General features: G+C 60.6%; 10 protein-coding genes. 2 read left to right on the plus strand and 8 right to left on the minus strand.

The genetic code is table 11. The annotated features are described in order from the left end of the window. Positions 1–52 precede the first annotated feature (52 nt). Both HUV26_RS02145 and HUV26_RS16960 read left to right on the plus strand, forming a co-directional pair. A complete protein-coding gene (locus tag HUV26_RS02145) occupies positions 53–1072 on the plus strand; it encodes a glucokinase (protein WP_243451222.1) in 1020 nt (339 codons plus the stop codon). Positions 1073–1249: 177 nt separating this feature from the next. Beyond that, complete coding sequence (locus HUV26_RS16960; RefSeq protein WP_308483137.1) at positions 1250–3679, plus strand: dihydrolipoyl dehydrogenase family protein; 2430 nt, start codon at positions 1250–1252, stop codon at positions 3677–3679. 46 nt (positions 3680–3725) lie between these two features. Here HUV26_RS16960 and HUV26_RS02160 read toward each other — a convergent pair whose 3' ends face one another. The 8 genes from HUV26_RS02160 to gpt form a co-directional block, all read right to left on the minus strand. After that, positions 3726–4874 carry an alpha/beta hydrolase gene (locus tag HUV26_RS02160; protein ID WP_205245103.1) on the minus strand — a complete coding sequence of 383 codons (1149 nt, stop codon included), beginning with the start codon at positions 4872–4874 and terminating at the stop codon, positions 3726–3728. 278 nt (positions 4875–5152) lie between these two features. Next, positions 5153–6079 (minus strand): cation diffusion facilitator family transporter, encoded by a 927-nt coding sequence (locus tag HUV26_RS02165; RefSeq protein WP_174408433.1) that lies wholly within the window; start codon positions 6077–6079, stop codon positions 5153–5155. Between the two features lie 273 nt (positions 6080–6352). Continuing rightward, positions 6353–7411 (minus strand): ThiF family adenylyltransferase, encoded by a 1059-nt coding sequence (locus tag HUV26_RS02170; protein WP_174408434.1) that lies wholly within the window; start codon positions 7409–7411, stop codon positions 6353–6355. Between the two features lie 80 nt (positions 7412–7491). Then, on the minus strand, positions 7492–9039 hold the full coding sequence (locus HUV26_RS02175; RefSeq protein WP_174408435.1) for an ABC transporter ATP-binding protein: 1548 nt from the start codon (positions 9037–9039) through the stop codon (positions 7492–7494). Between the two features lie 4 nt (positions 9040–9043). Continuing rightward, a complete protein-coding gene (locus HUV26_RS02180) occupies positions 9044–9964 on the minus strand; it encodes an ABC transporter permease (RefSeq protein WP_174408436.1) in 921 nt (306 codons plus the stop codon). Then, positions 9961–11091 (minus strand): ABC transporter permease, encoded by a 1131-nt coding sequence (locus HUV26_RS02185; protein WP_174408437.1) that lies wholly within the window; start codon positions 11089–11091, stop codon positions 9961–9963. The genes HUV26_RS02180 and HUV26_RS02185 overlap by 4 nt, the downstream gene beginning before the upstream one ends. Positions 11092–11129: 38 nt before the next feature. Beyond that, positions 11130–12278, minus strand: coding sequence for a BMP family ABC transporter substrate-binding protein (locus tag HUV26_RS02190; protein ID WP_174408438.1), 1149 nt, complete (start codon positions 12276–12278; stop codon positions 11130–11132). A gap of 114 nt (positions 12279–12392) precedes the next feature. After that, a complete protein-coding gene (gene gpt / locus HUV26_RS02195) occupies positions 12393–12881 on the minus strand; it encodes a xanthine phosphoribosyltransferase (protein WP_174408439.1) in 489 nt (162 codons plus the stop codon). Positions 12882–13197 lie beyond the last annotated feature (316 nt).

The raw sequence follows: 13197 nt of genomic DNA on the forward strand, positions 1-13197 counted from the left end.
AGTGCAGGCTCGGGATACCGCAACATCCGCAACCGGAACGGAGAGCCGCCCCATGACCCAGCTTTCTCACCGCATGGAACGTCCGCCGCGCACAAAGAAGCCCGCACGTATACTGGCTGCGGACATAGGCGGCACCAACAGCCGGTTTGCCGCGTATATACTGGAATCCGGCACACTGCGGAGGGAAGACAGCGTATGGCTCTCTACAACCAACGCAGAAAGCTTTGCCGGACTGCTGGACCAGCTTGCGAAATCCTCACTGCCGCTTACGCCGCAGGAAGCGGACGTTATCGTCCTTGGCGTGGCAGGGCCTGTGCGGGAGCGGCGCCGTGTTACCCCGCCCAATATTGCATGGGACATTGATCTTGACCTGCTGCCCGCCGCATACGGCATGCAGGACGCACTGCTGGTGAACGATTTTCTGGCACAGGCCTACGCCTGTGTAAGCCCGGCCCTGCATGCGGCGCGGACGGTGCTGCCCGGCAATGCTGTGCCCGGTGCGCCCGTGGCGGTGATGGGGGCGGGAACGGGTTTCGGCCACGCCCTGCTGCTGGAGACGGCCCCCGGTCACTTCCGGGCTGTGCCGTCTGAAGGGGGACACGCCCATTTCCCCTTCGTAGGCAAAGAGGAGTTCGCCTTTGCCGACTTTCTCCGTGAGGAGACGGGCAGAAGGCAGGTGGTGGGCGACATGGTCATTACCGGTTCCGGCATCCGCAACCTGCATACCTTTCTGACCGGAGAACGCCTTACCTCGCGGGAGGTGACGGCCAAAATCAAACCGGATTCGCCCGTACTGGAATGGTTTGCACGGCTCTTCGGCCGCGCCTGTCATGATTTTGTGCTGCAAACGCTGGCCTTCGGAGGGTTGGTCCTCACAGGCGGCGTGGCGGCAGGCACCCCGGATGTGGCGCTTCATCCGGCCTTTGCGGAAGAATTTACGGCCAGCGACACCCATGGCGCCCTGCTGAAAAATGTTCCCGTCCGGCTGAACACGGACGAGGAATTCGGCCTGTGGGGAGCCGCGCAACTGGGAGCATTTGCCCTGCAAGGCAAAGATATGAGGCTTCCGTAACCTTCCCGCGCCCTGCCGCTGCCGGAAAAAAGCAAGCCAACAACTCAGTCGGCCACCCGGCCAGCCGACAATGCGGACGACCCCCGGCCAGCCCCCGGTCAGCCAGCCGGTCGGCCCCGGTTTGCCCCGGTTTGCCCCGGTTTGCCCCGGTTTGCCCCGGTTTACCAAGGAGAACACATGCAACGCCCCGCCCCCCTGCGCCTGCTGCTTCTCGCCGTTATGGCGGTACTCGCGGGGCTGTTCTTTGCCTTTGATCTTGAGCAATACCTCACGCTGGACTTCATCAAGGCCCAACAGGGCGACCTTGCCGGACAGTACAATCGCCATCCTGTGCCCATGCTGCTCGGCTACTTTGCCCTGTACGTGGCGGTCACGGCCCTTTCCCTGCCGGGTGCCGTGGTCATGACGCTGGCAGGCGGAGCGGTGTTCGGATTCTGGCCTGCCCTGCTGGTGGTTTCGTTCGCCTCTACCATAGGTGCCAGCCTTGCTTTTCTGGCAGCACGGTTCATGCTCCGCGACTGGGTACAGGCACGGTTTGGCCCGCGTCTGCAAAGAATAAACGACGGCATTGCCCGCGAAGGCTATTTTTATCTCTTCACCTTACGCCTTGTGCCGGCGGTGCCCTTTTTCCTCATCAATCTTGGCATGGGACTGACCTCCCTGCGCGTGGGCACCTTCTACTGGGTTTCGCAGGTGGGCATGCTTCCGGGAACGGCGGTATTCGTCAACGCGGGGAAGGAACTGGGCAAGGTTGAAAGCCTTTCCGGCATTCTTTCCCCATCGCTCATTGTCTCATTCGCCCTTCTGGGCATTTTTCCGCTGGCAACGCGCAAGGCTGTGCAGTGGATACGCAACCGCAAGGCAGCCGAAGCACACGATGACAAGGAGAAACGCATGGCAGAGCACGATTACGATCTCATCGTCCTTGGTGCGGGAGCCGCCGGGCTTACCGTAACGGCGGGAGCCGCGCAGCTGGGGGTGAAGGTTCTGCTGGTGGAAAGGGAGCCGCTGCTCGGCGGAGACTGCCTGCATAACGGTTGCGTGCCCAGCAAGACGCTTATTTCTTCCGCACGGGTTTTTCACCAGATGCGCAACGCCCCGCGATGGGGCCTGCCACAGCCGGAATTTGCAACGTCTGAAAGTCCCGTCGTGGACTTTTCCGCCGTATCGGCCCGTATTCGTTCCGTGATTGCAGATATTCAGCCCCATGACTCGCCGGAACGCTTCCGCAGGCTGGGGGCAGAGGTCGCCTTCGGAGATGCGGCATTCATGGATGCGAACACCATCCGCATTGCCCGGCAGGGCGAAGCGCACGGTGCCTACCGCACCGTCTCTGCGCCGCGCATTGTCATTGCCACCGGGTCATCACCGCAGGTTCCGCCCATTCCCGGCCTTGCGGATGTGCGTTTTTTGACCAACAAAGACATCTTTGCCCTGCCTGCCCTGCCGGAATCCCTTATCGTGCTAGGCGGCGGGCCCATTGCCATGGAGATGGCGCAGGCATTCCGCCGCCTTGGCTCCGAGGTGACGGTGATCCAGCGTTCTGCGCAGATACTTTCCAAGGAAGACAAGGACATGGCCGATATTGTTCAGCAGGCCATGCAGCGGGAAGGCGTGCGGTTCATGCTGAATACGGCAGTGCGGCAGGTGCGCTATGCCACCTGCGGCACCTGCACGGACGCCCCGCCTGCCCATGCGGGCTTCGCCCCGCAGACAGCCGCTGCACAGTCGCCCGAATCCCAAGTGGTTGGCGCGCAGGCGGTTGATCCCGAGACGAGCGACTCGCAGTCGCCCAGTTCACCGTCGCCCGGTGTGCAGTCGTCTGGTTCGCAGCCGTCTGGTTCGCAGACTGTTGGGCTGCAATGCGGCAACGGAGAACGCCCCATGATCGCCGTGGATATTGAGCAGCCCAACGGCATGCCCCACACCCTGTATGCAGATTCTCTGTTCGTGGCCATGGGCCGGACCCCCAACGTGCAGGGATTGCAGCTGGAGCACGCCGGGGTGGACTATTCCGCCAAAGGCATTGCCGTGGATGCCCGCATGCGCACCAGCCGCAAGCATATCTTTGCCTGCGGCGATGTGACGGGACAGTACCAGTTCACCCATGCGGCAGGGTACGAGGGCGGCATAGTGCTGGCAAACGCCGTGTTCCGCCTGCCGCGCAAGGCGGATTACACATGGCTTCCGTGGGCCACCTTCACCGACCCGGAACTGGCCTCCATAGGCATGAACGAAAAAACGGCCAGAGCACGCAACATACCGTACACGGTCCGTACGGAGCCGTTTTCCGGCAATGACAGGGCGCGGGCAGAGGGGGAAACGGAAGGCATGCTCAAAATGCTGCTGGACAAGCGGGGCAAAGTGCTGGGCGTGCAGATTGCCGGACCCCACGCGGGCGAGCTCATCAACGAATGGGTGGCGGTGCTGGGCGGCGGCATATCGCTTGCCACCCTTGCGGGAGGCATACACCCCTACCCCACGCTGGGCGAGATTAACAAGCGGGCAGCAGGCAACCTGCTGGGAGAAAAACTGTTCTCAAACCGTGTACGCGGATTGCTGCGCCTGCTTTTCCGCTACCGCGGCAGTGCGGGGATGGCTTCCTGATACCTGCCACACTGAAGGGCAGATATCCTGAGGAGCCGCCCACTAATCACCGGCGGTTGACCAGTGACCGTACCTCTGAGACAAGCTCATCAAAATAGGGGTTCCATGTAAGCCGTGCGTGAAACTTATCCGGCTCTGTGTAGCCGTATGCAGAATACCACAGATCTTCACGTGCAGGCCCGCTCACGGAAAGATGCTGCCCGTTATCCAGCATGATTATGGTCCCGTTTTGGCCGTAATACGGATGACCGGGAGAAAACAGCACGCACAGATGGGAAAAACTGCTGATACGCTGCTCGGGCAGCCGCGTTGGTCTGGAAATAACCCGCGCATCGCTTGTTCCGGGAGACGGTCCGTACCATACGAACCGGCTACCCTTATGAGAGAACCGCTTCTCAAAAATATCCAGCACGCCATAGGGATCGATGATGCTGTCATCCCTGCTCATGACCACAAGGGCTGGTTTGTCGAATCCTTTCCAGCGCAGCAGGGAACGCACTTCCTGCGTTGTCTTGTAGTACAGGTCCACCGCATTGGCGGATAGCGCCTCATACCGCATATAGTTATTGGCCGGTTCATCCACGTCTACCCAGTCGATGAAGAGATTGGCAACGGAAGCCAGCGCAATTCTTTTCTGTCTGGGAACGAATCCCGGAGAGAACAACAGCAATCCGCCCACCTCTTCGGATTGCAGGGCATACGCCGTTACCAGATTGGCACCTGTGGAAAAACCGCCCAGCCAGACTTCATCCACCTCTTCAGACAACAACGCCACCTGATGGGCGACAGCATTCTTCCAGTCCTCCACGCTCGGGAGCATGAGGTCCGCAGGACGGGTACCATGCCCCGGCAGGAGCATTGCCCGCACGAGGAATCCCTCGCGCACGAGCACCTCTGCAACATCCTTGAAATACCCCGGAGAATCGCCCAGACCATGCACCAACAGAATCCCTCGTCCGGGCCGGGTTTCCTGAGAAGGACGCAGCTCGAACGGTGTGTTGACGGCAAGTTCCGTCTCTCTTGCCGTTGTAAGAAAATAGCGGTTCTTCTCAATCCACTCCCTTGTCTCGTCCACGTATTGCTGAAACGCAGGCTGATCATACCGTGGTAACGATTCAGACGCCGTGTACAGGGGGCCGACAGGATTTTCCAGACAACCGCTCAGCAGGAAGGGCAACATCAGAAGTATCAGCAATCCGGCTTTCATTTGACTTCGGTTCCGCTCGTTTTTTTCGCAGGGGACAGAATAAGATGCGTTGTATCTTCCGTTCTTGGGATATACGTACTCCACATCATGCAGCACTCTGCATGATGTGCAACGCACACGATCCGGAAGCCGTTGCATATGATAAACGCCGGATTGTCGCAAGACAGGCAGGTATTGAAAATCAGCAATTATGCGGGAAGAATGAAATTTTATTCAAAAGCCATCAGTAACCATCAGTGCCTGCCGCGAAAAAACGGTATGGGCGGCTATGTGCCCTGCACCGGATTTTCACAGGCATTCTCCCCGGTCTGCCACGGGTCCACGTGCACCATCACTTCTACCACGCCCTCGCCCTCTGCCAGCAGCAGTTGCTCCACGGCATCGGCCACGTCGTGCCCTTCGCGCACTGTCACTTCGGCATCCACGCCTATGTGCATATCCACAAAAAGCCCAGCCCCCTGATAGCGTGTGCGCAGCCTGTGCACGCTCTGCACGCCCGGAACAGAACAGGCTAGAGCATAAAGACGCTCCGTGACATCAGCGGGAGCGCCCCTGTCCAACAGCTTATCGAGGGCGGGGCGGCAGATGTTCCACGCTGCGTGCAGGATGAATATTGCCACAACAATGGCCCCCACAAGGTCTACAAAACCCCAGCCCGGCAAAAACATGGCCACACCCACCGCAAGGGCTGCGGGCATGGAGCTCAGGGCATCGCTGCGATGGTGCCACGCGTTGGCAACCACGGCAGAAGAATTAAGCCGCCGCCCCTCGCGCACGGTCCAGCGGTACAGCGCCTCTTTGCTCACAATGGAAGCGACGGCCGCAAGGAAGGCTATAAATTTTGCCTGCGTCTGCTCGCCCGACTGAAAGGCGTTTATGGCATCCCAGCCTATGCCCACCCCGGCGGCAGCAAGCAGCAGCCCTATGCCCACCGTGACCAGCATTTCCATTTTGCCGTGCCCGTATGGGTGGCCGTCATCCGCCGGGGCAGTCCAGAAATGCACGCCCACCAGCAGTGCCACATCTGTGACAAGGTCTGACAGGCTATGCACCCCGTCCGCCACCACGGCACGGCTGTTTCCCGCCGCACCGGCCACAATTTTTCCCGCAGCCAGCAACAGGTTAATGACCAGCCCCGCCCACGTTACCCGGCTAACGGCGGCAATGTGCCGCGCCTGTTCTTCGCTCCGCATGGATACCCTCTTCTGAACACATGCCCTCAGACCGCCGGATACGGCAACCTGCCGTTTCAGTACGAACATTCACCGTGCATACAGGAGCTATGCTCACCACACATAACATACGCATAAATCCTGTAAACGTGTGAAAGCGAGAGTCGATTTCAGAACATGCTGCGCAGGCGGGAAAACAGACGGCAGCCACGCTGAAGAAGCGCAACGGAGTGCGGGAGAATACCGGATGCATGCCGCGCGGCAACGCGGCAGACAGGGAACGGACGCGGCCTGTCAGCCCAGCCGGACATTCTGGAAGGTGCGGTCTGCGAGGTCGAAGAACAGGATGCCGCGGTCTCTTTCGGCACCGGCATGCGGAGCCCCCTGCCCGCCCGCCTGATGCTTCCCCGTGATAAGGCGCATGATCTCCGCACACTGCAAGGCAGCAGCACACGCCACCACGGGCGCGGGGGTTCCCAGCACGTCTTCCGCCGCACCGCCTGTTCCCAGCAGTTCGGCAGGGCCGGTTTCGCCGGGCATGACCACGGCAACATAGCCGCTCAGCCCGCCCACTGCCGCCGTTACCATGGGCACGCCCGCCTGCGCAGCCGCCTGCTGCAGTTCCAGACGATACTGCAAACCGCCAAGGGCATCCACCACAAGGGTTTTACCCCGGCATAAGGCCCGCATGCGCTCGCCGGAAAGATATTCACAGAGGGGGATAAAGGTGACGGCGCTGTTGATGACAGCTACCCGGTCTGCGGCAGCCTGCGCCTTGGGAACGTGCAGCCGCGACTCGTCGGAAAGAAGCTGCCTGTTCAGATTGCTGGGCACGAAGGCGTCGCCGTCCGCGCCGGTGATGGTGCCCACGCCCATACGGGCGAGCAGTTCAAGCACATACCCGCCCAGACCGCCCAGACCTACCAGAAGCACATGGGCATCCAGCAGGCACAGTTGCTGCGCGCAATCAAGATGGTTGGCATTGCGCACATAGCGTTCCGGCATGACTCCGCTACGCAGGGCCTGCCGTTCCAGTTGCCGTGCAGTCCAGCCGTGGCGCACACCAAGGGCATTCAACGCCTCCATGGTGATGATGCGGCGCACGGGACCATGCTCCTGTCCTGTCCGTTCAGGACTGGCACAGGCTCGGTCTCCGCCCTGTACGGCTGATGCCTCATCCTCACATCCGGGCAGCGGAACGGAAACCGCAAACACGGCTGCGCGCATGGCTTCGGCCTGCCCGCCAGATTTCATGCCAGATTTCATGTCGGGCTGCATGCCAGACTGCTTGCCGGACTGCATGTCGGGCTGCACTGTGGGCCGCATATCCGGCGTATCGGATTCCGCAGTCATGGCATCCTCCCTTCTCCGGCAGAACAGGTTTGTCCGGTCAGAAACAGGCCAAGCCAGACGATTCAGGCGATTCAGGCAATTCAGGCAGCCGGAGACGCCACCCCCGCCATCATCAGCCCAATGGCCTCCACCTTGGCGGTATCGGACTTATGGAACAGCCCCATGAACCGCCCCCTGTACATAACGGCGATGTAATCCGCCAGTTGCAGGGCCTCGTTCAGTTCCGAGGTGATGAGCAGAATGCCCGCCCGTTTACGCGCCTCCAGCAGGCGCTGCCACACCTCTTCCGTGGCGGCAATATCCAGCCCCTGTGTGGGGTTTTCTGCCACGATGATGTCCGGTTCGCGGAAAAACTCGCGCCCGATGACCAGTTTCTGCAAATTGCCGCCGGAAAGCGAACGGGCCGTGCCGTCGATGTGTCCGGGCTGCACGTTGTATTCGTCTATGATGCGCACCGTGGTTTCCGCCGCGGCCTTGCGGTTCAGGAAAGGCCCGTTGGTAAAGGCGTGCCGCGTGGTGAGCAGGAAATTATCTACCAGATTCAGATACTTGCATGTTGCAAGCCCCTGCCTGTCTTCCGGGATGTAGGCCAGAGACTTGCCCTTGCGCGGCGGACGGGGATAGAACCTGTGCCACTCCAGCCCCAGAATTTCCACCCTGCCGCTTACAGGCTTGCGCAGTCCGCAGACCACCTCTACCAGTTCCTTCTGCCCGTTACCGGCAACCCCGGCGATGGCGAGCACCTCGCCCTTGCGCACGGTGAGGCTCAGGGATTCCAGCCCGTCACCGGAAAGGTTGACGATATCGAGCACCACATTGCCGGGGGTGACGGGTTCCGCCTCCACGGCGAGCACCACGTCACGTCCCACCATGCGGTTGGCAAGCACGGTTTCGTTAGGCACGTCGCTTTCGTGGAATTCATCCACAATCTCTCCCCGGCGCAGGATGGCGATTTCGTCCGCCACGGTCAGCACCTCGGTGAGCTTATGGGAAATGAAGACGATGGACTTGCCCTGATCAGCCATGCGCCACATGGCTTCGAAAAGCTGGTCTGTCTCTGCCGGGGTGAGTACGGCTGTAGGCTCATCCAGAATGAGGATGCGGCTGTCGCGGTAGAGCAGCTTGAGGATCTCCACCCGCTGCTTCTCGCCCATGGAAAGGTCGCACACGCGCGCGGCAGGGTCTATGGGCAACCCGTAACGACCGGAAAGGGCGGCGACCTCCGCTTCCATGGCACGGGGGGAGATACGCCAGCTATTCTCCTGCCCCAGCAGCACGTTCTGGGCCACTGTCATGGATTCCACCAGCATGAAGTGCTGGTAGACCATGCCTATTCCCGCATGGATGGCGTCTCTCGGCGACCCGAACCGTACAGGCTTTTCATCCACATAGATGGTGCCGCTGGTCTGGGCGAACCTGCCGGACAGGATGGACATGAGCGTGGACTTGCCCGCCCCGTTCTCGCCCAGCAGGGCCTTGATCATGCCGGGGCGGATATCCAGCGATATATCGTGGTTGGCGCGCACGCGGCCGAAGGATTTGCAGATGCCTTCCAGCCGGACCAGCGGCGGAAGATGGACGAATGCGTTGCGGTTTTCGCGTTTGTTGGTGACGGTGCGTTCCTGCATGTGCCTATTCTCCCGGCTCTATGTTCACGCCCAAGGCCGCCGGTGCCGCCCTGCCCTTACCTCTGGAAGAGGAGAACAGCAGCACTACAATGGTCAGCGCATACGGCAGCATGAGCAGCAGCGATGAGGGTAACGTGGCCCCCATGGCCTGCAGACGCATCTGGAAGGCCATAATCCCCCCGAAGAGATACGCCCCGAACACGGCCCGGCCCGGACGCCAGAAAGCGAAGATGACCAGCGCGACCGCTATCCATCCGCGCCCGCCGGTCATGTTGTTGGTCCAGAGATGCGTGTAGGCCAGCGACATATAAGCTCCGCCCAGCCCCACCAGAAAACCGCCCCAGAATACGCCCATCCAGCGCATGAGGCGGGGGCTGAGCCCGGCGGCGGCGCAGGCGGCGGGGTTTTCTCCCGCAGCGGCAACAGCCAGCCCCCACCGGGTGCGGTTCATGAAAAACCAGAACAGCAGCGGCAGCAGGTAGGAGATGTAGACCAGCGCATCCTGCCGGAAAAACACAGGGCCGATCAGCGGAATGGCGGAAAGGACGGGAAAGTCGAAGGGATAAAAGCCCTGCGTGGCAACGCCGACATACGGCGTGCCCAGATAGTCCGCCAGACCCACGCCCAAAATGGTCAGGGCAAGGCCGGAGACCACCTGATTGCCCTGAAATACCTGACAGACCACCCCGTGGACAAGCCCGAGCATACCGGCGAAAAAGCCCGCCATGAACAGCCCGAGCCACGGGTTGCCGGAAAAATACGTGAAGAGGAAGGCCCCGAAGGCTCCGAAGATCATCATGCCTTCCACACCCAGATTGAGCACGCCGGAACGTTCCGTGAGCATCTCGCCAAGGGTGGCATACAGGATGGGCGTGCCGGACTGAATGGCCGCCGCCAGAATGGGAATGACAAGCTCAAGACTCATGACCGCTCTCCCCCGTCGGCGCTCCCGTCCGTGGACGATGCGCCTTTCTTCCCCTTCCCGGAGGTTTCTGCGCCGGGAACCCGCTGAATTTCATACCAGATGAAGAACTGGCCGGCCAGAACCGTAATGAGCAGAAGCCCCTGCATTATTCCCGCAAACGCCGCAGGCACCTGCAATTCCAGTTGCAGGTTCTCCACCCCCACGCGCAGACCGGCGAGCAGGATGGAATACATGGCGATGGAAACAATGCGCAGCCGTGCAAGCCACGCCACCACTATGGCGGTGTAGCCGTATCCCGCAAGCACATTGGGTTGCAGACGGTTCAGCGTGGCGGAGGTTTCTATGAGACCGGCCCAGCCCGCAAGCGCGCCGCACACCACCATGACCAGCATGACCAGAAACCCGTAAGGCATACGCGCATACCGGGCAGCACGGGGGTTTTCTCCGCCTGCCATAAGCTCGAAGCCCAGCCGGGTTCTGCGCAGGAACACGGAAAGCAGGGTTGCCACCACCGCGCACACAGCCGCCCCCCAGTGGATGCGCCCGAACAGGGAGCCTATGATGGCGGCATCCGGAAAGATGACTGTCATGGGAAAGCCGAAGCTGGCGGGGTCTTTCCACACGCCGTAGACGAGATATTCCATGAGCAGTATGCCTATGTAGTTGAACATAAGCGTGGAAATGATCTCGTTAAGGCCCATCCGCAGCCGCAAAAAGGCAGGCACGGCGGCCCACAGCCCCCCGGCCACGGCGGCACAGAAAAACATGAACGGCATGAGCGCCCACGCCGGCAGGTTGGGGAACGAAAGCACGGCCCACGTGGCCCCTATGGCACCCAGCGCGAACTGCCCTTCTGCCCCGATGTTCCAGACCTGCATGCGAAAGCACACCGCAACGCCCAGCGAACACAGGAAAATGGGTATGCTCTTGAGGGCGGTATCTTCCAGCGCGTAGTCGTGGGCGAACGCGCCGTCCCACAGCATGAACAGGGCGCGCATGAACGGCTTGCCCTGAATGGCAAGCAGCATGCAACTGATGCCCAGCGAAAGGGCCAGTGCCGCGAAAAAAATAAAAAAGGAGCCCCACCGAAGGGGCTCCTGTCTTTTTGCTATCCTGAATCCTAGCATGAAACGGAGGTCTCCAGTACCCCTGACAATGGCGTACGCTATTCGTTGGAGCCGACAACACCTTCCACGAACCAGGTCATGCCCAGAAGCACGTCGTCGGGAGCCACTTCGCCTGCGGCGATGCGTTCCTTGCCGGACTGGTCGTTGATGGGACCGGTGAATACCTTGTACGCGCCGCTCTTGATTTCAGCCTTGCGTGCGTCAACAAGGGCGCGGACCTCTTCGGGCACCATTTCGCCGTAGGGGGCGATGTCAACGATACCTTCTGCAAGGCCCCACCAGTAATGATCGGACTTCCACTCGCCCTTGCGCACCTTGTCCACCACGGTGGTGTAGAAGGGAGCCCAGTTCCATACGGCGGCGGTGAGGTGCGACTTGGGAGCGAAGGCAGTCATGTCGGTGTTATAGCCCACGGAGTAAGCACCGCGTTCCTGTGCGGCTTCCTGCGGGGCGGGGGAATCCTGATGCTGGGCGATCACGTCGGCACCGATATCCAGCAGCGACTTGGCGGCTTCCTTTTCGGTGGCCGGGTCGTACCAGGTCTTGGTCCACACCACGTGCACCTTCACGTCGGGGTTCACGGCACGGGCACCCAGCGTGAAGGCGTTGATTCCGCGAATGACTTCAGGAATGGGGAAGGCGGCGGCATAGCCGAGGATGTTGGACTTGGTCATCTTGCCTGCGACCATGCCGGTAAGGTAACGGGCCTGATAGATACGGCCGAAGTAGGCAGACATGTTCTCGGCGGTCTTGTAGCCGGAGCAGTGCAGGAAGGTAAGATTGGGGAACTCGCCAGCCACCTTGAGGGTGGGGTCCATGTACCCGTAGCTGGTGGTGAAGATGATATCGAAGTTCTTGCGGGCCATGTTCATGATCACGCGCTCGGAATCAGCACCTTCCGGAACGGATTCCACATACGAGGTGGTCACGCCTTCCATGGCGGCAACAGCCTGACGGCCCATATCGTGGGCATAGGAGTAGCCTGCGTCCCCGATGGGGGAAACGTAGACAAAGCCAACCTGCATGGGCTTCACTTCAGCAGAGGCTGCGGCCTGTTCCGCAGGCTTTGCGGTCTCTTCAGCCTTGGGGGCTTCCGCCGCAGGCTTCTTTTCCTCGGAGCCGCAACCAGCCAGGCCGAACACGCCCAGCAGCAGTACCATCAACAGCGCAGCAAAACGTATACGCATCGTGTTCCTCCAGAACAAAAATTCAGCTCATCCCGGCAACCCACGCAGCACACGCGGCGCGGGCTTTCTCCGGTTCACGCCTGACACACAGAGCCACTTCGGAAAAAAGAAAAATTACCCTTCTTCAGCCAAATTGACAATAGGTGCCACAAAGCGCACCTCCGAATCCCACGGGAAGAGAATCCACGTATCCTGACTGACTTCGGTGATGAAGGTATCGACCATGGGCCTGCCCTTTGGCTTGGCGTACACGGTGGCAAAATGCGCCTTGGGCATCATGTCGCGCACCACTTTGGCCGTGGTGCCCGTATCCACAAGGTCATCCACGATAAGCCAGCCTTCGCCGTCGCCATCCACATGCTTGAGCACCCGCAACTCGTCCTGATCCTTCCAGTTATAGCTGGAAATGCACACCGTTTCTATGAGGTGCACTTCTAATTCACGGGCAAGCACCGCCGCAGGGACCAGCCCGCCCCGGGTTATGGCCACAATGCCCTTGAACGGGCCTTTTTCCAGCAGCCGCCATGCCAGAGCCTTGGCGTCCCGGTGCAACTGCTCCCACGAGACGGGAAACATCTTCTTGTAGCGTTCAGCTTTGGACACGCAATCCTGCCTTGTTCAGACCCGGTTGTTTCCGGCGTATCATCACGCGCCGGAAGATGATGGACAACGCATGTGCGCATAGTTTCTGCGGCGCCATGCAGTAATAAGGATTTCTTTGCACTTCTTTACATACAAAGGCGTTGTGCCGCACCCTATAGTGGCGCAACCAGAACGGTATTCGCGCAACAGGCTCGCGGCGGGCTCGCGGCGTACACACGACAGGCGCGCAAAGGCTATTGCCTGCACAGCACAAACCATTTCTGCGCACGGGGAAGGTGCGCCTTCGTTGCTGCGTCATTTGCCCAGTTGTGCGCAA

The organism is Desulfovibrio psychrotolerans, assembly GCF_013340305.1.
Classification (GTDB): domain Bacteria; phylum Desulfobacterota; class Desulfovibrionia; order Desulfovibrionales; family Desulfovibrionaceae; genus Halodesulfovibrio; species Halodesulfovibrio psychrotolerans.